This window comes from Pontibacillus litoralis JSM 072002 (assembly GCF_000775615.1).
Classification (GTDB): Bacteria; Bacillota; Bacilli; order Bacillales; family BH030062; genus Pontibacillus; species Pontibacillus litoralis.
This window is the reverse complement of record NZ_AVPG01000009.1, coordinates 56,706-78,369: the sequence shown is the minus strand read 5'-3', so window position 1 is coordinate 78,369 and position 21,664 is coordinate 56,706. Positions and strand designations below refer to the sequence as shown.

Sequence of the window (21,664 nt, the reverse complement as noted above, 5' to 3'; positions counted from 1 at the left end):
TTGCTCTCCACATTCAGGACAAGTGGTCATCATTTTTTGTGCTTGATTCATTTGCCTCACCTCTCTTATATAACAATTTATATTATATTCGTGTTGTTATAGTACAGTTTATACAGGTATAAGTGCTATTGCAACCCTTTCGACAAAAAATTCATGAAAAAATTTAAATTGGATCTCCTGATTGGTATAATAAAGGAAATGGAACCCCCGTTTAAAATCTCTACATCCCGCTTCTCAACACAATACAGAAAGAGGTTTTTCTATGGTTATTGATCTCATAAGTACCATTACAATTATCGTTGCTTTTTTATTTATAGCAGGGCGTTTCTTTGAAAATCGACCACTTAGCCATAAATCTGCCATATCAACTAAAATTTACGCTGGTATTGGGAGTGGACTGTTAGGGAGCTTGTTGATGGTGCATACGATTGCTGTTACGCATACCATTATTGTGGATGTTAGACAAATTAGCATTATCGTTGCTGTTATATATGGCGGTCCAATTTCCGCTTTCATAGCTAGTCTCATAATTAGTTTCGTACGTGTTATTTATTACGGCTTTAGTACGGCTGCCTTCATCTCAATATGTATCCTGTTTAGTATGACTTTCCTATTACCGCTTGTTATTAAACACATTACAACTCGACTTTATCAGTTTATTACTGCAAGCACTTTGTTCACCATCGTAAATATAGGTGCTATTTACCTTCTAACTGCCGACAATCCAAAAGCGCAATTTCCATTGATTTATTATTTATTTATTACTGTTATTAGTACAGCTTTGAGTTATTACATGGCAGAATATATTAAGCAAATGAACGTAAACAATCGACACATCCGCTATTACAAATATATTGCTGATAACGCAATGGATTTAATATCTTCCCATTATGAAGATGGAACATTTAAATACGTTTCCCCATCTAGCAAACGAATCACAGGCTATACCGCTAATGACTTAATCGGAAAACCGCTAAACTACTTCTTGCATCCAGATGATGTAGAAAATAACATAACTCCGATTCAAGACGACCTTCATTCTTCTGTCGTTTATCGTTTTCGTCATCTCAATGGGGAATACATTTGGTTAGAAACGAACGTAAAGAGAGTAAATACAATCGGGATGGAAATGGAGGATATTCTCTGTTTCTCTAGAGATCAAACGAAACGAATACAGTTAGAACAAGAAATAGGGGAAAAAAATAAAAAGTTAAAGTACTTATCTAATATGGATTGGTTAACAAAGGTTGCGAACAAACGCTATTTTAACCATAAGCTTCGCCATCTGTGGGAGGATGCACATCGAAACAAACAACCAGTATCGCTTATCCTTTTTGATATCGATTACTTTAAGCTGTATAACGACCATTACGGACATCTGCAAGGGGACCAATGTTTACAACAAGTAGCAGAAATTGCGAAACAAACTATAAGGATTGATGATTTCCTCGCTCGTTTCGGGGGAGAAGAGTTTACCGTATTATTACCCAATACAAATGAATATGAAGGAAAGAATGTCGCAGAATCAATATGTTCAGCAGTAGAAAAAGCAGCACTAGTACATGATTATTCACCCGTTTCATCGGTTGTCACCATTAGTGTTGGCATTTCGACCATCACACCTAGTAAGGATGTTGATAGTAAATACTTAATCAATAATGCCGATAAAGCATTGTATAAAGCAAAAGCAGCAGGCAGAAATACCGTTCGCTGTTTCCAAGAAGAACATATTAAATGTGAGAAGCCTTAACGAATCATGTTAAGGCTTTTTTTCTACGTCGGAGCCACCATATAACAGCAGTAATCAATACTATTAACACTCCAACAGCTGCAATAACGATATTCCGTATATTTGGTACAGATAACTCCATATATATAGAATTAGGCTCTGTTAACGACACATCCCAAGTTAAGGTGCGCCCTTCTTTCACGCTAGCATTATGGTCTTTTACAATGTCATAAGGTAACGTTAATTTTGCTTGAAAATCCAGACTTTTGAACATGTTCTCCATTATATCGAAAGGAGCGTACGTATTAATGGTTTGTAGAATACCACCGTATGCTTCCATCACATCAACTTCCCCGTCTACAATGTAAGTCGTAGTAAAGATATGTTCCTCCGTTTGTAAGGAAAGCAGATCGATTTCTTTCGTATTGCTTTGCTCGAGTTGTGAAGAATCAATGCGCTTTTTCATTCGGTAATGCAACCCTTCTTCTGATGGGACTTCTTCAAATTGAATTCCTTGTCCATCTAAGTCTCTTTCAATCCCATGTATCATCTTGTCGCGAACTACTACTTGAGCACTACTTGGTAACACGACATCCATCTGAACATCAACCATTCCATCTTTATGTACCGTAATATGCGCAGTACCTTGAGCACAGCCTGCTAATAGCATTGTCGCTATTAACAGCGTAATTATCAATCTTTTCTTCCTCATCAATCCCACCTCCTTCCTTTCATCTTATCACGTTTCAATCTGTTTTTCTTATCCAGCTTTATTATAAAACCAATTTCTCCATTGCTTCGTACAACAGAATATCCGAACGAATGCATTTAATATTATTTGCATGTTTGTTAATGAAAAGAGGTTGGGACATAACCTAGCGGAAATCAAAAAAGTGCATGAAATCAAATCTAAATACTTTGATTTCATGCACTTTCTATTTTGGGAAAATCAGAAATTTCTTTAATATCTTAACTTCTGTCACAGCCGCTTTTTCTAATTGGCTATTCGATTATCGTTACTTGAACAGTTTGACGCCCAAATTGAAGAGCATCTTGTTTGCTTTGCATGTATAAATCAATTTTGTTGCCATTAATGGCGCCACCAGTATCCCCCGCAATTGCCGTTCCATACCCTTCTACGTGCACTTTCGTACCTAATGGAATCACATTGGGATCAACAGCTACTACTTTTTGATTAGGATTTGCATGTAAGTCAATGCCAGTAGCAGTGACACCAGAACATCCTGAACAATTCGCTGTATAAGCGGTCGCCTGCATCGCAATTGTGTTGCCTGATTGTTGATCAGCAGTTTGTTTAGGTGCACTTGTGGCTTCCTTAGCTTCTGCCGTTTCAGTTTGTTCCTTAGATGCAGATGCGGTTACTTTTTGTTCTTCTTGTTGAGTAGTTGATTGCTTTGGTTCTGCTGTTGCTGTCTGTTTTGTTGCTGGCTGCTTTGCCTTTGCTGAAGTTTGGCTGGCTGGCTCTACTGGAATACTTTCTCCATTAACAATAAGTTTATCACCTGCATAGATTAAATCGGACGTTAAATGGTTCCATTGCTTCAAAGCATGCACGCTTACACCAAATTGTTGCCCAATATCCCATAATGAATCTCCTGCTTTAATCGTATAAGCTTCTAGAGTGACTTCCTCTTCCACCCTAACAGCTAAACGTTGAGCAGGATAAATCCGATTAGAATGTAAGTTATTCATTTCTTTTATATCATGTACGGAAACACCTTTCTCTTGCGCAATGCCCCATAACGTATCACCTTTTTGAACAATAACTTCTTCTGCGCTGGCAGATACTACGGTTGTAGCTGTTAGCATCGTAACAGCCGCTACTAAGGATAACATTAATTTTTTCATGTTATTCAGCCTCCTTTATGAATAGTGGTGCTAATCACCACACACCACATAACGCTTTTTTAAACGTTGGGGACACTATATCATATCCTTTTCACAGCCCAATAACAGAACAGCAACAATTACATTTCACACATTACAAACACGTTACAAACCGCATTTTTATACAAAAAAATACCCTACGCGCCAGTCGGAAGATGTCCTAATTAAACGAATGCGTCCGATTCGTCCTATTAAAAAGAAATCATAAACATCTTCTTTTTAATTACTTCTATATTATATCGCACGCACAACCTATTGCTTAAGGTGGAGCTTCTTTCTAATTATGTATATAAGCTGGCTTTTTTTTGCGAACTAAACGAGTACACAAGCATTGGATACGAATGTAACATACGATATCAAATAATGATTTGAAGGAGGGAAATCGATGAAGGTACGCAAAGCTATTATTCCCGCAGCAGGATTCGGTACAAGGTTATTACCCGCAACAAAAGCGTTACCGAAAGAAATGCTCCCCATCATTGATAAACCTACCATCCAATATATTGTTGAAGAGGCGATTGCTTCTGGGATTGAAGACATCCTTATCATTAGCGGACGGAATAAACGGATTATAGAAGACCATTTCGATAAATCGTATGAATTAGAAGATACACTAGCCAAACAAAACAAAGACGACTTGCTAGAAGAAGTCCGAAACATTTCTAATTTAGCAACCATTCATTACGTAAGACAAAAAGACGTGACAGGGCTAGGCGATGCTGTCCACCATGCTAAAAGTTTTGTTGGAAATGAACCATTCGCTGTTTTACTAGGAGACGACTTAATGAAAGGAGAAAAGCCATGCCTACAACAATTAATCGATGTATATAACCGTTACCATACGTCTGTCATCGCCATTCAACAAGTAAAGCAAGAAGAAGTATCCAATTACGGAATGATTAAACCAAAGGGTGAACCGATCGAAGAAAACTTGATTAATATAGATACTGTAATCGAAAAACCCTCACAAGCAAAAAGTCCTTCTTGCCTAGCTATTATGGGAAGGTACGTTTTCCGGCCAGAGCTATTTGACGCCATGCAGCATATTAAACCAGATTATTCTGGTGAAGTACAATTAACAGATGCCATCCAACGATTAAGTAAATCAAAAGCAATATTCGGATATATTTTCCAAGGAAAAAGATATGATATTGGCAATAAATTTGGCTTCCTACAAGCAACCATTGATTTTGGCCTAGAACATCCGTCTTACCGTAACAAATTACGGGAATATATTGAAGAAAAAATGAAAGAGGGGTTAATATGAACATCGCTGTTATTGGGGGTGGCTATGTTGGAGTTACAACGAGTGTCGCCTTCGCACATAGTGGTCACCGTGTTTACTTGGTTGACAATAACCCTCATAAACTAGCACACCTTAGCAATGCTCAATTACCATTTTATGAAGAAGGAGTGAAAGCGTTACTACAGACACATGTAGACAGCGGAAACCTTACCATTACCGATGATTTAACAGCAACATTACATCATAGCTCGATTGTGTTCATTACAGTCGGTACACCATCACAAGCTAATGGCCAAGCAGACCTTTCATTTGTTAATGCCGTAGCACGACAAATCGGGCAAACTATGCAAAACGAACAAACTATTGTGATAAAAAGCACCGTCCCTGTTGGTACTGGTAAACGCGTAAAAGAAATCATCGCAATGGAATTAACGAGGCGCAACGTCGATATTCCCTTTGAAATCGTGTCCAATCCTGAATTTTTGCGAGAAGGAAAAGCGCTTTATGACGCTCTTTATCCAAATCGAATTGTGATTGGATATGATTCAAAAAAAGCAAAAGCCGTGATGGAACAATTATATAACGATACGAATGATTCCATTCTGTTTACGTCCATCAACAACGCCGAAATGATTAAATACGCATCGAACGCTTTCCTTGCAACTAAGATTTCATTCGTCAATGAGTTAGCTCGACTTTGCGAACGAGTAGATGCTGATATTACCGTTGTAACGGAAGGTATGGGCCAGGATAAACGCATCAGCCCACTGTTTCTCCAAGCGGGAGTCGGCTATGGGGGGTCTTGTTTCCCAAAGGATTTACAGGCATTACAACAAATAGGCCAAAAGTACGGCACTCCCATGACGATATTACAAGCTGTGGAAAACGTGAATCATACACAAGTCAACTGGTTTCTAGACAAAGTTTCTCAACGCTTAGGCTCTTTACACAACAAACACATTACGCTATTAGGTCTCGCTTTTAAACCGGGAACAGATGATATTCGATCCGCTCCTTCCATTCTAGTCATTTCTCAACTATTAGCACAAGAAGTACAGGTAACCGTATATGATCCACAAGCTACCTCCCATATAAAGAAACGATTTCCGACCATTCATTGCGCTACTACTCCATTAGAAGCTTTACATGACGCACACGCAGCCATACTCGTTACAGAATGGCCAGAGATCGTAAATATCGATTGGAAACAAGCCAAATCCTTCATGAAAGAGTCGAATTTGTTCGATGGTCGTAACGCGCTCTCACCACATTATATGAAGCAACTTGGCTTTCATTATGAAGGAGTTGGTATTCATGGCTGATTTAATATTGAACGAACCGATTCTCGTGACGGGATGTGCAGGATTTATCGGCTTTCACACCGCTAGAAGGTTACTCACAGAAGGATATCAAGTAATTGGTTATGATAATCTTAACGACTACTATGATCAAACGTTAAAGCAAGATCGCCTTCACCTTTTGACAACTAATCCTTCCTTCCATTTTGTCAAAGGAAGTTTAGAAAATATAGAGCTTCTTCAACACCTATTTACGACATACAAACCGAAAATCGTCCTACATTTAGCAGCTCAAGCCGGTGTACGCTATAGCATCGAAAACCCACACGCGTATGTACAATCAAATATTACCGGATTTATGCATCTAATAGAATGCTGTCAGTTATTTAACGTGCAACATTTACTATACGCGTCATCTAGTTCTGTTTATGGTGGTAATGATAAGATCCCATTTTGCACGACAGACCGCGTTGATCAGCCGATTAGTGTATACGCTGCAACCAAAAGATCTAATGAACTATTCGCCTACACGTATAGCCATTTGCACCACCTTCGAGCTACTGGTTTACGTTTTTTTACCGTTTATGGTCCATGGGGTAGACCGGATATGGCACTATACACATTTGCTAATTCCATTCTCAAAGATGAACCAATCTCCCTGTACAACAACGGGAAGATGGAACGTGATTTCACGTATATCGATGATGTTGTCGAATCCATTTACCGCTTAATGAAAAAAGGGCATCTCCAAACCAGAAACACCCTCCATGAGATTCACAATATTGGCAGCAACTCCCCTGTGCAAATCGAATATATTGTTCAGCTGATTGAACGTGAACTGAATAAAAAAGCTCATAAACGATATACTCCTATACAACCAGGAGATGTAAAAAGAACATATGCTAACCTCCAAACATTAATTCAAGCTATACAGTACCAACCAACAACTTCCATTGAAGAAGGTGTCCGTCACTTTATAACATGGTATAAGCAGTACCATAATATTCTTGACTAAAACGGCAGTGCGTTAGCGTTCACTGTCGTTATCATTTACTTTCTTCGATACAGCCAGTATCCCCCATATATAAGCGCTGCTAACCCGAGTAAGCCCGCTAAGACTACCCATCCGGTTTGACGCCACTCTTGTACATAATCACTACTTAAAACTGTTTGCTGCGCTTTCACCTGCTGAACTGGTTCAATCGTTTTTCGATCAATGATAATGGGGAGGACTTCTTCATAATCCTTTTCTTCCTCTATTTCTTTATCCCCTTCCTCGTCCTCATCCTCATCCAATTCCGCTTTGATGACTTCAACTGGAACGATTTCTTCTTTCATTTCTTCCTCTGTTACTTCTTCAGTCTGAGAAGGTTCATACGCCCTTTCCTGTGCAGGAGTTGTGTCGCTATCCCAAGAATGATTACCACTTCCATTCCGATTAGAGGTATCTGAGGAGTTATCAAACTGCGACCCATTCGTATTATTTACTGAATCGTCAGTACTACCAGAATCACTAGAGTTACTTGCATTTTCTTCGTTATTCGAGCCATCACTTGTATTACCAGAGCCTTCCTCCGTTTCCGCTTCAGCATCGGAGTTACCTGAATCTTCTCCACTACTCGCGTTACCATCAGAATTATCCGAGCCTTCACTACTGTCTGTGCCGCCGCCTGAGTTTTCTGATTCATCCCCAGCATCTGTGCCACCGCCTAGGTTATCTAATTCATCCCCAGTGTCAGTCTCACCTCCCGGGTTATCTGAACCACCTTCAGCGTCTGTGCCATCTCCTGCGCTATCTGATCCATCCCCAGCGTCTGTGCCACCGCCTGGTTTTTCCGATTCATCATCCATGTCAGTGCTATCCTCTTTATTACCTGATTCTTCGCCTTCTTCTTTTGGTGTTGTTATCGTATGATGTCCCTTAAGTAATGGAACCATTTCAGAAGATGCATTACCTGTATAAGGTATGAAAAATATAACGAATAATATAACAATGCCGAACCAACTGGCCACACTTTTACGCACGATACCCCTCCATAACATAAGGTCATACTCACTAGTTAATATGAAATATAACCAAAATATTTCTTCTATTAGAATTATAACGGCATTTTAATAGTTATTTCCACCTATTTTTTCAAAAAATCGAGCCTATCCCTTTTCTTATCACAAAAAAACCTTTACGCTCCTTGAAACGTAAAGGCTTGTCTCTCTTTAGTTGGTTCCTAATTCAACACCCATTTGACGTAAATATTGACGATAAGCAATACTCACCCGATCACATACGAGCGATAATTCCACTTGCAGATCAAGCGGCAAATCTTCTGGTTTTTGATTTTCTACAATCGGCTTATCTTGATTAAAAATCATGTCTTGAAAGCGAACGATTTCTTCATCAGTTTGACCTGTATCGTAATTAAAAGACAATAGACCATAGGCAACAGATGTTTCTTCTGTTTGCGGACGCACCGTTAACAAAATGCTCATTTTCTGATTCGTTTCTGGTTCTCTCTTTATAAATCTTACGGATAGTGGACTAAATATTTCATACGTGTAATACACATATTTCGCTTGACCACTTCCATCTGGATCAGGCTGGAATATCGCGATTTCATTAGAATATATTCTATTTTCTTCTTTATGCACCTTATAATCCGGAATTTCTTGATGTTCTTCATCACCAAGGAATCCTTCATGTACAACGGCTAAGTGCCCCACATCTAGAAAGTTTTCTATTATACGAGGTGGTTTCGCATGGACTTGATTATTTCCCCACACAACATGATGATACGTTGCGTCCTGGTATTCAGGCAAATCTAAAATATTGGATGTTGGCGTGCCAAAATGAACCCAAACCAATCCGTATTTCTCTTCACATGCATATGTAATTGCTTTCGCTTTCTTCGGAATCGCGCGTCCTTCCGGTAATTGAGGAATATGTACACAACCTCCTTCTTGTTCATACTCCCACCCATGATAAGGACACACAAGACAGTCGTTCACTACTTTACCATGTGATAACGCTGCCCCTCTATGAATACACAAATCTTTAAACGCCGCTATGCCTGTTGATGTACGAAATAGTACCACTCTCTCCCCCATAACGACAAGTTGCAACGGCTCTTCTGTCACATCACTAGCACGACAGGCAACCATCCATTGTTGTAAAAGCGCTTCATCTTTCATCATAACTTATCCCTCACTTCATCATTATTTATGTATATTGTATGTGACCAAACGGCATTCATCAAGCAAAAAACGAACATTTATATAAAAAATATATTATTTGTACGTTTTTTGTATACATTTTATATGAATTAGCTTATAATCTTTCTCAAACATACGTTTTTTCATCTTAGAATCACTGAGGGGGATAATCATTGAGTAAGAAAAATAACAAAGTACTAATTGGGGTAGACGACAAGATTGGAATTGGAAAGGCGTTCGTATTAGGGCTACAACACGTATTAGCCATGGACTTATACATCGCACCGATTATCATTGCGGGATTACTCGCATTAAGTACAGAGAATACGTCTTATTTCATTCAAATGTGTTTCTTTGCGACAGGGGTTGCAACACTCATTCAAACAGGATTTGGTATCAAATATCCAGTCGTACAAGGACCATCGTATGTGCCGATTGGAGCGATTGGTGCAATCGGGAGCAAGCTTGGTCTTGGGGCAATTGCCGGTAGTTTAATTCCAGGTGCTATTTTAATCGCCATTATTGGCTATCCACTTCGTGTGTTTGCCAAGGCCGTTCGTAAACTCATTCCGCCATTAGTTGGTGGAACAGTTATCATTATCGTTGGTATTGCCTTAATGCCAATAGGAGTGACGAACATTTACAATGCGGAAGGGACTTTAGGGGAAAATGTTGCCGTTGCAGCTGTATCTGCTTCTGTGTTAGTAATTTGTATTTTGTTAGGGAGAAGAAATAATTACATAGGTACGTTTTTCCGGTTAATCTCGGTTATTATTGCCATCGTAGTTGGAACGATTACGGCAAGCTTTTTTGGAGTTGTTGATTTTTCTCCAGTAAAAGAAGCGGATTGGATTTCTCTGCCTACATTATTCCCATTTGGTGAACCGGTATTTGATCCACAGGCAATTATAATGATGGTACTTGTTTATTTCATTATTTTAATTGAAACGACAGGCACGTGGTTTGTTGTGTCTTCTGTCACTGGGAAAGACTTAGGTGAGAAGCGGTTAAATCGTGCTTCGTTTGGAGAAGGACTTGGCTGTTTCATTGGTTCCTTATTCGGAAGTACACCAATGACAGGATATGCTTCTAATGCTGGTTTGATTGCTATTACAGGTGTGGCTAGTCGCATGGCTATTATGGCAGCAGGGGTTATTTTAGTTGGCTTAGGACTCATCCCTAAATTATCTACCGCCATCACATGCATTCCAGAGTCTGTTATTAATGGAATCTTCGGCATCGTTTGTGTAGCCATCGTTACAAATGGTTTGAAAGTGATTCAACCATTCCAAATCGATGACCGTAATATGATTGTTATCGGTGTACCTATTTTACTAACCATTGCGGTTACCATTCTACCTAAGGAAGTTCTATACAGTTTACCAGATTATGCAAATTATATATTATCTTCTGGCATTACTGTTGGTGCATTTGCAACGTTATTCCTAAACTTAATTATACCAGAAGAAAAACCGAGCGACGCACGTTAAGCGTTGTTCGGTTTTTCTAGTATTATCCTAGATTCCCTTTACTAAAACAATCGAATGTCATCTCTAAAAACATTAAGTGGGGATGTACCCTTTCATCTTCCAATTCATGTATGTAGCGAAATCCGAAGCGCTTGTAAAAGGACTCAAGTTGTTTTACTGATAAATTGTAATCGTTTTTACTTTCTTGTTCTGCATGTGATACTGATAAAGCAATCACGTCTACTTCAAATAATGTGAGATATTTGAGCAACTCATACATCGCCTGCAATCCATATCCTTGTTTTCGATACAGATCATCAATGATGAAATGAGAAAGTAATACGATTTTCTTAGTCATGACTGCTTTACCATAATACTTCCCTAATACTAGCATGCCGTGCTCTTCTTCCATAGAATACGTAGCAGCTGCATCTAATAGATCTATTTCATCTTTATAAATCTTTGTTACATAATAACGAAGTTGAATTTGCCCAATCGTGTTCCTTATTTCATTCCCTTTACTAAGAATGATATTTGCCGAACCTTCTATGACATTCGTAGCCAAATTCAATTGAGAATGATAAGCCAGCTCTACACTTTCCATTTTATTTGCGTATTTACATTCATTCTCGCTCATTCTACTCCTCCTAAATTCATAGAAAGTGCCATATCATGTTTCGGCCCTTTCCTTGAACTTTTTCTATCAATCTACCTTCCTCCATTCACCATTTCCCCACGTTTGAAATCCTTTATCTGAAGAGGAAATTTCAATCATCGTCGGACCTGATGGATTGCCATTAGCAATGATTTCTGCTAATTCACCACTAAAGCCACTTAATCGCGCCCAATAGCCTAATCCATCACCTGTAGAACTTTTGTAACGCCCAGGCTCGATGTCCTTCCCTACAAGATACGTACCATCACCGAAGGTCGTTTTTGGCTTCGGATTGTAATCTTCTTCCACTTTCGTCCATTCCCCAGATCCTTGACTAGTGAACGCTGCATCGGATTGTTTAATTTGTACATATTCTTGTCCTTGAGGGTTTCCATTAGCAATAATATCATCGAATTCCCCGCTAAATCCGGCTAAACGCTCCCAATAGATAACAGATCCACTCGATTGATATAAACCCGGTTCTATATCCGACCCTACTTCATACATACCAGAAGCGTAGGTCGGCTTTTCTGGCTTCTTCGATTGTTGTTCCTTATCGGTAGTTTCTTGCTTTGGTTGTTGTTCTTGTTCAGGCTGTTTCTCTTCTTTTTGACTCTTTTCTTCTGTTTGTGCTTTACCTTCATTTGTTTGTTGCTCATCCGCTTGCTCTGATTCTGTCTCACTATATCCTGGTGATACCGCTATTAGCACAATAACCATTAATGCCCAAAACCACCATTTCTTAAATACACTCTTTTTTGACTTAGCCAATGTTCGTTCCTCCCTTATTTGTTGTACTAATAGCATAACAAAAAGGGTGTACACTATTATGCACACCCTCTTCCATTACGTATATAAACGAAACATCGCTTCCGCCTCTTTTTGCACATCCTCTACTAAATTGGCTGGTGAAATCACCTTCGCTTTACTTCCCCATTGCATAACCCAACTAACGAGCCCCTTACTCATTTTCGCTTTCGTTGACAACAGAAAATGCTCCTCATCCACTCGCTGAATACATGCCTCCATGCCAAAGCGGTCTAACACAACATTTAACAGTGAAACATGGAATTGTATTTTGATTCTGTCCTGTTGACCAGCAAACATATGAAAGCTTTGATCAACGTAATCTTGAATAGGAAAAGGGTGTTTACGAAAATGTTTATCTGTTAACCGAACCTCTCTCATCCTATCTAAGCGATAATGGCGCATTTCTTCTGTTAAAGGAAAATATCCAATTAAATAATAATAATCATTTTGCCATATTAAAGCGTAAGGCTCTACCTCATACGTCATTCCATCACGACTATATTGAAACTCTTTATCCATATTATATCGTCCATATTTATAATGTAGAACGACTTCGTCTGTAATCGCCCGATGGACATGATCTATATTAAGCTTTACCATTTCATAGCTTTCATTAGAAGATTGGGAGAACAGCAACGGATCAGGTAATGTTCTAGCAATATGCTTACTCGTTAATTGCTTCACCTTACTAATCAACGTCTTCTTTTCCTTCTCCGTAATAAAACGCGCAGACAAAACCGCATCATTAATCAACCGGATTTGATACGTCTCAAATATTCGATCTTGACAACTATAGTAAAGTTTCCCGAATCTTCCTTTATTACGCACAATGTCAAAACCACTCTCTTCTAGAACTTCCATATCTTTGTTAATTGTTCGTTTATCAAACTCCTCGCCGAAATAGAACTGAAGCTTTTCTATTATCTCTTCCATACTTAATTCAACCATTTCATCGGTTTCTTCAAATAGAATTTCTCTTAACTTCAATATTCGTACATTACTATTTAACCCCAACGCTCTTCCCCCAATATTACCTATACAACTTACTTAATTTTACTACCAACTAGAAAAATAGGCAATAATAGAAGGTTTGCCCATTTACCTGGCTTTCCTTTCTATACTAGGGCTTTGTACAGAAGCTGTTGCAACACCAATCACTTCTCCTTGTTCATTCAGTAAAGGGTGGCCGTACACGTCGTATATCACAACACCGGTTGATAAAGGGAAGGGGATTCTTTTTCTAACCGGAAACTGTCCATTTAATACATCGACCTTCAACTGTGTCAATTCTCTTGTTCCGTCATTATCCGCTAACTCAATTGGGGTTTTTCCAATCGCATCTTCAGCATTGAAGTCATCATGAGGGTTGAACAGCCAAGTATAACGTAACTCTTTATCACAATGGGAAAGGGACATGGGAGTGTCTTCTAACGCAAAGCGAAAAGGATTCGCCTCTAATTCAAATCTAGAATAGTGAAAATGTAAAATTTCAGCTATTTTTTGTGTTACATCTATACTAGGTTTACGTTCTCCTGATTCGATTTGTGCATAATAAGAACGATCAATAAATGCTCTCTCAGCAACCTCTTGCTGTGTCAAGTTTTTTCTATTTCTTAAACGAATTAACCATATTCTTTTTTTCACTTGCTTCCTCACTCCCTCATACTTCCCTTTGGATTAAACTTCTATGTGGCTCATTTGCCACGTTTCATGTGCTATAACTTTCCCTATAATAATACGGAATAAACATCGAGGAGCAAGCCAATGACCCTACATATATTAACCAATGAACAATTAATAGAAGCATATCAGAAAGCGAAAATAGACCCGAAGATCGATGATGAATTTATTGAGCTTCTTTATGATGAAATTAAACAACGCAACCTAGAACATCTTGTTAAAACGAAAAACCACCCGTAAAAGGAGTGGCTTTTCGTCTATTTCTATAAGGTAACTTTAGACAGTTTTTCAATTGCCGGAATGTCAGCCGGAGCCCAATCTAAGGAAGGTAATTCATGAGCAGCTAACCATTTAAACGCAATATGCTCTGTAAGTATCGGTTCTCCTTCTAGTAACGTGCAATAAAATGTCGTTAAGTGAACAACGCCAAAGTCATATTCATGTACTGTATGTTCAATTTGCTCACCGATTTCAACTTTGCATTGCATTTCTTCGACAATTTCACGTTGCAATGCTTGTTGGGGCGACTCTCCATGTTCTATTTTCCCACCAGGAAATTCCCACATTAGAGGTAACGACTTCAACGAGCCACGCTGAGCACATAATATTTTTCCGTTTTCGATAATCACTGCTCCGACGACGTAAATATCTTTTTTCATACAAGACCTCCATTACTTAACATACTTCACCCAATATGCTTCATCCCGCTTCTCCATTTGTATTCCGCGGAACCCTTGAGCAATCATTTGCTGTTGACGTTCAATATCCTCCATCGGGATAGACACTAATTCGTTTCGATATTCTTGCGTAGCTGCATCTAACTTTTTCACGAAAATATAACGCAATTTCCCGCCATATTTCTCCTTTAACGCAGCAATTTCCATCCCTTGAGCAAATTTATCCTTTAAACTCGGAATATTAAATGGTGCTACTGTACAGCAAACATAGCGATATTGACTCATTTGTTGCTGCAACACTTGCATGATTATGACTGCTAACGTTTTCTGTAATCGATTGCCACGATAGGCTGGATGCACATTCGATATTTCTTGATAGATAACTTCTTTTAATTCATCTTCCTGTAGTCCAATGTCTCGCCCTAGATGCTCATCATCAAGTTGAGGAATTAATAGTGCTCGAAAAGCAATTAGCTTGTTCTCCACATATGCACCTATCATGACGCCTTTTCCTCTCAAGATGTATTGGTATTCTTCTCTACTTAAAGCAGAGAGGGAACTTTTAACTTCCAATGCTTCCACCACTTCACTTTGCAAAGCTAGAACTTCTTCAACATCTTTCAATTGCAATTGTTTCACGTAGTAGGCTTCATTTCCTCGTTGTAACGTACCTTCATATAAATGCTCCATCAACTACCTCCTATTTTACCACATCTTGAAATTGAGTTAATTGTTGAAGTACTGTTTCATCTACATCAATGCCTAACCCCGGCTCTTCATTTAAACGAATATATGGAATATCATAATGCAAATTACCGACATCCTTCGTAAATTTAAGCGGGCCTGTTAACTCAACGCTTGTTATAATCTTTTTCGAAAAAGCAACATGAAAGCCTGCGGAAGATGCGACAGATGACTCTACCATCGAACCAACTTGACATTCTATACCTGCTAATTCTGCTTGATGAGCAAGCTTAACCGCTGGGTATATCCCACCACACTTCATGAGCTTAATGTTAATTTTATCGGCTGCTTCTTTTTGGATGACTTCTCGCATTTCCCTTGATCCTTTTAGCCCTTCATCAATCATAAGCGAGACAGACGTTTGTCGGTGAATGAATGCCATGCCATCTATATCATCGGCAACGATAGGCTGTTCTAACCAATCGATCGATACGCCTTCAAGATCTCGTAAAGCCGTTAATGTGTTAGCACTATTGCGCCACCCTTGGTTAACATCGACGCGTATAGCTGCTTCGTCGCCAACTCGTTCACAAACAGCGCGAATGCGTTGTACATCCTTCTTTATATCTGTTCCGACTTTCATTTTTAACGAACTATACCCTTTTGCCACCATTTCTACTGCTTCATCTACCATTTGTTCTGGTTCGGCAATGCTTAACACGTGCGTGACAGGGAACTGTTCATGGTAGCGTCCACCAATTAATTGGTAAACAGGCTGATTTAGCTTTTTACCCATCACGTCATAACAAGCAATATCTAGTGCCGCTTTCGCTGTTGGACAACCGTAAATCGCTTTATTCATCGTATCATGGATTTTTTCCAAGTTCATAGGGTCTGCACCAATTAATGCCGGAGCTAGTGTATGCTTTAGGACATGATAAATGCTATGCCAAGACTCACCTGTTACGTGCTCATCAGCCACTCCTTCTCCATAACCTACAAACCCTTCATCTGTTTCTACCTTAACAATAACGGCAGGCATATCATCGTATGAGCCATAACTAATAACAAATGGTACTCGTAACGGTAATCGAATCGCATAAATATGAACAGCTGTAATTTTCATAACAGTTTCTCTCCTTTATGGTGTACGTTGTATCGTCTCTGCTAAAATTCTCGCCCCAATGTCTAGAGCCTTCGTGTTAAACATCATTTTTGGGTGATGCAAACCAGGTGTTAAATCAGCACCTACTCCAATCATGGCCGCCTTCACGTCCGGATAACGAATGGTGTAATAATGAAAATCATCAGCACCTGAAGTAACAACTGGAGGTGCGGTGCGTTCTTCTCCTATTACTTGCTGAATTGCCTCCGTTGTAATTGCTTCTGCTTCTTTAGACACTTCAGCACCTGGTGTGAACTCTTTCCACTCATACTCAATTTCCACGTCATACAGCGCTTTCAATCCTGTAAGCGCTTCTTCAATACGATGCTGCATAGTATGTAGAACATCATTTTTTTGCGCGCGAACGTCCAACGCAAACGACGCTATACCTGGTATAATATTCAAACTATCTCCACCAGCCACTAACTTCGTTAACTTTACCGAGTGTGCTTCAAAGGGCGAAATATAAATCGACTTCAAGCGCTGATGCAGTGCCACTATGACATCGATTGCATTTTTCCCTTGGTGTGGACGCGCTCCATGGGCATCTTCACCTATTATTTTACCTTCTAGCATATTACCAGCTCCATGGTATATGGACGGTGCAACTTTACCGAAAGGCAGCTCTTCTTGCGGGCGTAAATGAACGCCGTATAAATGAGTGACCCCTTCCATTACGCCACGCTCCATCATCGCGAGTGCCCCTTCCCCTTTTTCTTCGGCTGGCTGAAAAATAAATCGAACCTTCTTATGTATGGCATGTTCCCGCACGTATAACAATGCACCGAGCACCATGGACATATTCGCATCATGGCCGCAGGAATGATTCCCTTGCATCACACCATTGACTTCTTGCCATAACGCATCAATATCGGCACGTACCGCAATAACTCCATCTCCTTGACCAATTTCTGCCACTAAACCAGTCATATCATCAAAACGCTGATACGAAACGCCTAGCTGATCCAATATGCGTGCTAATGTATTTGTGGTTTCAACTTCCCTCCAACTTACTTCAGGATGATTGTGGAAGTGATGAAACCAGTCCAATAGTTGAGCTTCGTAATTTGGCGTCATACTTTTCCCCTTTTCCTATATATCTCTATTTTATTTGTCCTACTACTAGATTACCATTCTATTTTACAGACGTACATGCCATCATTGCAAAAATTCAAAAAATATTAGGTGTTAGGTTTCTACAACCTTCCATCTAATTTTTCTTCGATTTCCGCTAACGACGGAAGTGCTGTCATTGCACCTTTTGCTTGTGTAGCTAATCCCCCGGAAACACTAGCATACGTCGCCATTTCTACAAGTTCTGTTATAGATACAAGACTCCACTCCCCCTCATACTGATCAAGTAAATACAGTATACAAGACATATATGCATCCCCGGCACCTGTCGTGTCAACCGCTTCAACTGCCGTCGCTGGAACGAACTGCACATTATCTTTCATACAAACGTAACTACCTTCAGCTCCCATCGTTACGAGAATAATCGGAATATCATATATAGACAACGCGGCTACACCTTGTTGAATATCCCTATCCCCCGTAAGAAACACTAATTCTTCCTTCGATAATTTTAATACATCTACTTTAGACAGCACTGCTTGAATCATTTCACGAGCGACTTCCTCTGATGGCCATAAATCAAGACGCACATTTGGATCAAATGACACAATCCCATCATGCTCCTGCGCTAATCTGATTGTTTCCAACGTTGCTGCTCTCGCACATTTATGTATCAATGAAATAGAACCAAAATGTACGATTTTATGCTCTTTAATTTCCGTTACATCTAAATCTTCAACGCTAAACAATTGATCCGCGCTCGGTTCTATCAAAAATTCAAAACTCCGCTCTCCATCTGCTGTATTTGATACGAACACCAATCCCGTTTTCGCTTCCTTCGTAAATTTCATATGCTCAGTCCGAACACCGTATTGCATGAAAGTATCATACAAAAAAGAACCTAATCCATCATTACCAACCTTGCCAATAAAGGTCGCTTTTCCCCCTAATTTTGCAACACCAACTGCTACATTTGCAGGTGCACCACCTGGACTCTTTTGATACTGCTGATTTGTTAAATCCAAGGGAACAAAATCTACTAACGCTTCCCCTAACGATAATATACCTCGTTTCATCAACCTAACCTCCTCTGTTTCTATTGTAAAATAAAAAATCTACTTACTCCATTACAAAGAAGGGAGGGGATTATTGATTCGTTAAATCCCCACAACGTTATCACTATAAACTTAACTGACTATAATTATACAAATCTACTACTCCTACTAGAATGTTATCAATCGAAAGGGTTAGAATATTCTGTTTCAAACGGATCATATACCACCGGAGTGTTTCCTTTTACATTATCTCCCCATATATCACCTTCTGCTTCCATACTTCTAGAATCAATAGGTTCTCCCCATATATTAATTAATTTACCATTATTTACATCACTAGCTATAGACAGTTTTGATGGCTGTTTTGCTTGCTTATGAGCTGATTTCTGCCTCTCCTCTACCTTATTTTTCATGAGCGTCCATTGAACTTCCGTTTCCTTCTTCATTTCATTTGTTTGCACCTGTTCTTCCATTATCGGCATCTTTTGTTCTTTCATATGTTCTATAACTATTTTATTTAATTTAGACTCTTCTTGCTGTGGCTGCATTTGGGGTTCTATTACTTGTTCTTGCTGTTGTTCGTCGTTATCTTCTGCATTTGTTTCAACTGTTTCAACGCCCCCCTCATCATGGGAACTATCTCCTAACATAACATCGTCCTGTTTCGCTTGAGCCCAGGCTTCTAGAATTTGTGCACCTACTCGGTTCCATTCATACTTCGACTCAGCAAGTGACCTACCATAACTACCCATACTTTTCAGCAAAGAGCGATTTGATAACAATTGATTTATCTTTTCTGCAAAATGCTCAGGGTTTTCGGGATCATGGACGATAAAGCCATTCTTTCCTTCTTCCATTACCTCTGGGTTACCACCACGAGCTGTTGTAATAATTGGCAATCCTGCTGCCATTGCTTCATAATGAACTCGCGCCAATGGTTCTTGCCAGATTGACGTACATACAAATATATCTGCCGCAGCATACCAATTCTGAATATTAGCCGGAGATACGAATCCTGTTGTAACAACTGGAATGGATAAACGATTTGCTAGTGCTCGAACATATGCAACGTAGTCCGTGACATCATCTTGACTAAACCATTTACTTCCTACGATAACTAAAGCGAGGTCTTTATGTTTTTTCGCTAATTCTGGTAACGCTAAAACGAGCTTATCTACTCCTTTATTTCTCGATAATCTCCCTGCAAACATTAACACGGTTTTATCCTCTATTTGGTTCTCTTTTCGTATTTGGCTCCGAATAGATCGCATTTCTGGATCAGTCCCAGGTAGAAAACGAGTCGTATCCACTCCAGAATAAATGGTACTTATTTTATGATCTGCTTTAGGGTAGAAGCCTCGAATAACATCCCCAATATAGTCGCTTACTGTTACAATTCTTGATACTTCTTCTACGACTAATTCTGCTTGTTGAGGGTCTATCTTTTCTGGCTTAAACATATCATTGTGCATACTTAAAGTGATTTTTGCTTCTGGTGCAGCATTGCGTATAGGAAGAACAAGGCGTGGTCGATTGAAGATATGAATAAGGTCAAAATTATGCTTTGCAACGTATGCTGCAACCGCTTCTCGATAGACTTCAAAAACTTTCCCTGGGACTCGGACATAGTGCACATCATCCATCGTCTCGTTATCCGGTAAGCTAGCATCATTTACACCTAACACTGTAATTTCATGCTGTTTGCGAAGATAGGGGAGGGCTCCAGATATATACGTTTGAATCGCTCCCCCTAATACAGGAGGGACAGGTAATTTCTCTGTACAAACCATGAGTATGTTCAAGATTCAACTCCCCCCTTCCAATCGTTTTGAACTTCATTTAATACTGGCCATTTCGTTTCATCTAACGCTACAATCATATCGATCATACTGCTCGTTTCTTCTGTTAAAAAGAACTCTGGCTCATACAGCATTTCCTTCACATTTTTATAAAATTCATTTGGCATAGATAAGTCAATCATCAATAAATCATATAATGCAGCTGAAATAGGGTTAGCTTCGTGATAAGATTTAATCATTTCTCTTACCCAATTAGCATCCCACCGAAATAAATCAGCCATCGTTCCAGTAATAAGCTTCCTTAAATCACGAATTGGAATATCAAAGGAAACGCCATCTAAATCAATAATCCACATACCGTTTTCCCCCATTTGTGCATTCGACCAACCATAATCTTGGTGGACTAACCCCCATTCTTTTTCTTGATATTGAATTAATTCAGAGTAACTTGATTGCTTCAAACGTTCATAGCTTTCCTTTGCTTGTTCTTGAAACTGATCAACAACGCTAATAATTGTTGAACTAGCCGGCATTTCCGAATATAAAGTTGCAATCGTTCTAAACCAATCCATCTTCAATATGGTTTTCTCATAATTTCTCGGCCACTTATGAATTCGCGATGCGTTTTCCGCTTTCTCCGGCGGAACATAGCCTTGTGTTAATCGGTGAAATTCCCCTAGAGCAAAGCAGAGCTGTTTGGCTCCTTCTAAATCCTTCGTAACAGGCTGTAAAGATTCAATCCACTTTGCTACGAACCACAATTTCCCTCCTGCTTCTACAAAGTTTTTCCCATCTTTTGTTTGTATTATTGGCGGTACTCTTGCCTGCTTTACATCCACAACATATTCTTGCGCCCCTAAACTAAACATACTTCTCGTCGGACGTCTGTGGAGAAGCTTGAAACTCATCGGGCCTTGATTAGTTTCTATTTTCCAAATAGCTCCTCCTTTATCTGGTTTTGTGGTAACAATTTCTATCTGATGCACATGTAAATCATACTGGTTCAATACTTCTAGTCCAATATCTACTATATAATCAGGTACGAAGAAATCATCTACCTCTTCCTCGATCTCCCATGGAACAATCTGCATCGTCACTATCTCCCTCCTACAACGATAATGTCAGTATTTCTTTCATACAACTGCTCCTTACCTATACTATGTCAGGATGAATGTGGTTGTTTATTATACAAGTTTAGTTTTCTTCTT

General features: G+C 39.3%; 21 protein-coding genes. 6 read left to right on the top strand and 15 right to left on the bottom strand.

Annotation, left to right across the window (positions count from 1 at the left end):
• The first annotated feature begins 262 nt into the window (after positions 1-262).
• The gene (locus N784_RS15960) at positions 263-1,750 is read left to right on the top strand and encodes a diguanylate cyclase domain-containing protein (protein WP_052127200.1); all 1,488 of its coding nucleotides are present in this window, start codon (positions 263-265) and stop codon (positions 1,748-1,750) included.
• Positions 1,751-1,754: 4 nt separating this feature from the next.
• On the opposite strand, the gene N784_RS07685 is transcribed toward N784_RS15960, so the two are convergent.
• On the bottom strand, positions 1,755-2,441 hold the full coding sequence (locus tag N784_RS07685; protein WP_036833852.1) for a YajG family lipoprotein: 687 nt from the start codon (positions 2,439-2,441) through the stop codon (positions 1,755-1,757).
• Positions 2,442-2,731: 290 nt separating this feature from the next.
• Complete coding sequence (locus tag N784_RS07680) at positions 2,732-3,598, bottom strand: 3D domain-containing protein (protein WP_036833850.1); 867 nt, start codon at positions 3,596-3,598, stop codon at positions 2,732-2,734.
• Between the two features lie 424 nt (positions 3,599-4,022).
• On the opposite strand from N784_RS07680, the gene galU reads away from it, so the two are divergent.
• From galU to N784_RS07665, 3 genes are read left to right on the top strand one after another with little or no spacing between them, the layout of a single operon-like run.
• The gene (gene galU / locus N784_RS07675; RefSeq protein ID WP_036833849.1) at positions 4,023-4,904 is read left to right on the top strand and encodes a UTP--glucose-1-phosphate uridylyltransferase GalU; all 882 of its coding nucleotides are present in this window, start codon (positions 4,023-4,025) and stop codon (positions 4,902-4,904) included.
• On the top strand, positions 4,901-6,205 hold the full coding sequence (locus N784_RS07670; protein ID WP_036833848.1) for a UDP-glucose dehydrogenase family protein: 1,305 nt from the start codon (positions 4,901-4,903) through the stop codon (positions 6,203-6,205). The genes galU and N784_RS07670 overlap by 4 nt, the downstream gene beginning before the upstream one ends.
• Positions 6,198-7,196: a GDP-mannose 4,6-dehydratase gene (locus tag N784_RS07665; protein WP_036833846.1), complete on the top strand. Its 999-nt coding sequence runs from the start codon at positions 6,198-6,200 to the stop codon at positions 7,194-7,196. Before N784_RS07670 ends, N784_RS07665 begins: the two co-directional genes overlap by 8 nt.
• A 35-nt stretch (positions 7,197-7,231) precedes the next feature.
• Here N784_RS07665 and N784_RS07660 read toward each other — a convergent pair whose 3' ends face one another.
• Entirely contained in the window at positions 7,232-8,206 is a 975-nt protein-coding gene (locus N784_RS07660) for an ICP22 family protein (protein WP_036833844.1), read from the bottom strand.
• Between the two features lie 189 nt (positions 8,207-8,395).
• Positions 8,396-9,370, bottom strand: a complete 975-nt coding sequence (locus tag N784_RS07655) for an aromatic ring-hydroxylating oxygenase subunit alpha (protein ID WP_036833842.1) — start codon at positions 9,368-9,370, stop codon at positions 8,396-8,398.
• Positions 9,371-9,561: 191 nt separating this feature from the next.
• Between N784_RS07655 and N784_RS07650 the strand changes: the two genes are divergently transcribed.
• A complete protein-coding gene (locus tag N784_RS07650; RefSeq protein WP_036833839.1) occupies positions 9,562-10,878 on the top strand; it encodes a uracil-xanthine permease family protein in 1,317 nt (438 codons plus the stop codon).
• A gap of 22 nt (positions 10,879-10,900) precedes the next feature.
• Here N784_RS07650 and N784_RS07645 read toward each other — a convergent pair whose 3' ends face one another.
• The 4 genes from N784_RS07645 to N784_RS07630 all read right to left on the bottom strand — a co-directional run bounded on the left by N784_RS07645 (position 10,901) and on the right by N784_RS07630 (position 13,966).
• On the bottom strand, positions 10,901-11,494 hold the full coding sequence (locus N784_RS07645) for an N-acetyltransferase (RefSeq protein WP_036833837.1): 594 nt from the start codon (positions 11,492-11,494) through the stop codon (positions 10,901-10,903).
• 66 nt (positions 11,495-11,560) lie between these two features.
• The gene (locus N784_RS15955; RefSeq protein WP_052127199.1) at positions 11,561-12,283 is read right to left on the bottom strand and encodes a hypothetical protein; all 723 of its coding nucleotides are present in this window, start codon (positions 12,281-12,283) and stop codon (positions 11,561-11,563) included.
• Between the two features lie 75 nt (positions 12,284-12,358).
• Complete coding sequence (locus N784_RS07635; RefSeq protein ID WP_036833836.1) at positions 12,359-13,336, bottom strand: helix-turn-helix transcriptional regulator; 978 nt, start codon at positions 13,334-13,336, stop codon at positions 12,359-12,361.
• Between the two features lie 84 nt (positions 13,337-13,420).
• Positions 13,421-13,966 (bottom strand): helix-turn-helix domain-containing protein, encoded by a 546-nt coding sequence (locus tag N784_RS07630; RefSeq protein WP_036833914.1) that lies wholly within the window; start codon positions 13,964-13,966, stop codon positions 13,421-13,423.
• A gap of 120 nt (positions 13,967-14,086) precedes the next feature.
• On the opposite strand from N784_RS07630, the gene sda reads away from it, so the two are divergent.
• A complete protein-coding gene (sda, locus tag N784_RS16270) occupies positions 14,087-14,242 on the top strand; it encodes a sporulation histidine kinase inhibitor Sda (protein WP_084600180.1) in 156 nt (51 codons plus the stop codon).
• 23 nt (positions 14,243-14,265) lie between these two features.
• Here sda and N784_RS07625 read toward each other — a convergent pair whose 3' ends face one another.
• The 7 genes from N784_RS07625 to N784_RS07595 all read right to left on the bottom strand — a co-directional run bounded on the left by N784_RS07625 (position 14,266) and on the right by N784_RS07595 (position 21,547).
• Positions 14,266-14,661, bottom strand: a complete 396-nt coding sequence (locus N784_RS07625; RefSeq protein ID WP_036833835.1) for a (deoxy)nucleoside triphosphate pyrophosphohydrolase — start codon at positions 14,659-14,661, stop codon at positions 14,266-14,268.
• Positions 14,662-14,673: 12 nt separating this feature from the next.
• A complete protein-coding gene (locus tag N784_RS07620; RefSeq protein ID WP_036833834.1) occupies positions 14,674-15,369 on the bottom strand; it encodes a hypothetical protein in 696 nt (231 codons plus the stop codon).
• A gap of 10 nt (positions 15,370-15,379) precedes the next feature.
• Complete coding sequence (locus N784_RS07615) at positions 15,380-16,489, bottom strand: mandelate racemase/muconate lactonizing enzyme family protein (RefSeq protein ID WP_036833833.1); 1,110 nt, start codon at positions 16,487-16,489, stop codon at positions 15,380-15,382.
• A 15-nt stretch (positions 16,490-16,504) separates the two neighbouring features.
• Positions 16,505-17,605 carry an amidohydrolase gene (locus tag N784_RS07610; protein WP_036833832.1) on the bottom strand — a complete coding sequence of 367 codons (1,101 nt, stop codon included), beginning with the start codon at positions 17,603-17,605 and terminating at the stop codon, positions 16,505-16,507.
• A gap of 119 nt (positions 17,606-17,724) precedes the next feature.
• Positions 17,725-18,678 carry an aminoimidazole riboside kinase gene (locus N784_RS07605; protein WP_036833830.1) on the bottom strand — a complete coding sequence of 318 codons (954 nt, stop codon included), beginning with the start codon at positions 18,676-18,678 and terminating at the stop codon, positions 17,725-17,727.
• A 158-nt stretch (positions 18,679-18,836) separates the two neighbouring features.
• Entirely contained in the window at positions 18,837-20,459 is a 1,623-nt protein-coding gene (locus N784_RS07600; protein ID WP_084600179.1) for a glycosyltransferase family 4 protein, read from the bottom strand.
• Complete coding sequence (locus N784_RS07595) at positions 20,456-21,547, bottom strand: CotS family spore coat protein (protein WP_036833912.1); 1,092 nt, start codon at positions 21,545-21,547, stop codon at positions 20,456-20,458. Before N784_RS07595 ends, N784_RS07600 begins: the two co-directional genes overlap by 4 nt.
• Positions 21,548-21,664: the final 117 nt, after the last annotated feature.

Excerpts from the sequence above, each read along its gene's own strand:
- N784_RS07595 (WP_036833912.1), bottom strand. The coding sequence starts at position 21,547 with ATGCAGATTGTTCCATGGGAGATCGAGGAAGAGGTAGATGATTTCTTC.
- N784_RS07605 (WP_036833830.1), bottom strand. The coding sequence starts at position 18,678 with ATGAAACGAGGTATATTATCGTTAGGGGAAGCGTTAGTAGATTTTGTT.
- N784_RS07670 (WP_036833848.1), top strand. The coding sequence starts at position 4,901 with ATGAACATCGCTGTTATTGGGGGTGGCTATGTTGGAGTTACAACGAGT.
- N784_RS07625 (WP_036833835.1), bottom strand. The coding sequence starts at position 14,661 with ATGAAAAAAGATATTTACGTCGTCGGAGCAGTGATTATCGAAAACGGA.
- N784_RS07610 (WP_036833832.1), bottom strand. The coding sequence starts at position 17,605 with ATGACGCCAAATTACGAAGCTCAACTATTGGACTGGTTTCATCACTTC.
- galU (WP_036833849.1), top strand. The coding sequence starts at position 4,023 with ATGAAGGTACGCAAAGCTATTATTCCCGCAGCAGGATTCGGTACAAGG.
- N784_RS07685 (WP_036833852.1), bottom strand. The coding sequence starts at position 2,441 with ATGAGGAAGAAAAGATTGATAATTACGCTGTTAATAGCGACAATGCTA.
- sda (WP_084600180.1), top strand. The coding sequence starts at position 14,087 with ATGACCCTACATATATTAACCAATGAACAATTAATAGAAGCATATCAG.
- N784_RS15960 (WP_052127200.1), top strand. The coding sequence starts at position 263 with ATGGTTATTGATCTCATAAGTACCATTACAATTATCGTTGCTTTTTTA.
- N784_RS07655 (WP_036833842.1), bottom strand. The coding sequence starts at position 9,370 with ATGATGAAAGATGAAGCGCTTTTACAACAATGGATGGTTGCCTGTCGT.
- N784_RS07645 (WP_036833837.1), bottom strand. The coding sequence starts at position 11,494 with ATGAGCGAGAATGAATGTAAATACGCAAATAAAATGGAAAGTGTAGAG.
- N784_RS07620 (WP_036833834.1), bottom strand. The coding sequence starts at position 15,369 with ATGGAGCATTTATATGAAGGTACGTTACAACGAGGAAATGAAGCCTAC.
- N784_RS07665 (WP_036833846.1), top strand. The coding sequence starts at position 6,198 with ATGGCTGATTTAATATTGAACGAACCGATTCTCGTGACGGGATGTGCA.
- N784_RS07680 (WP_036833850.1), bottom strand. The coding sequence starts at position 3,598 with ATGAAAAAATTAATGTTATCCTTAGTAGCGGCTGTTACGATGCTAACA.
- N784_RS07615 (WP_036833833.1), bottom strand. The coding sequence starts at position 16,489 with ATGAAAATTACAGCTGTTCATATTTATGCGATTCGATTACCGTTACGA.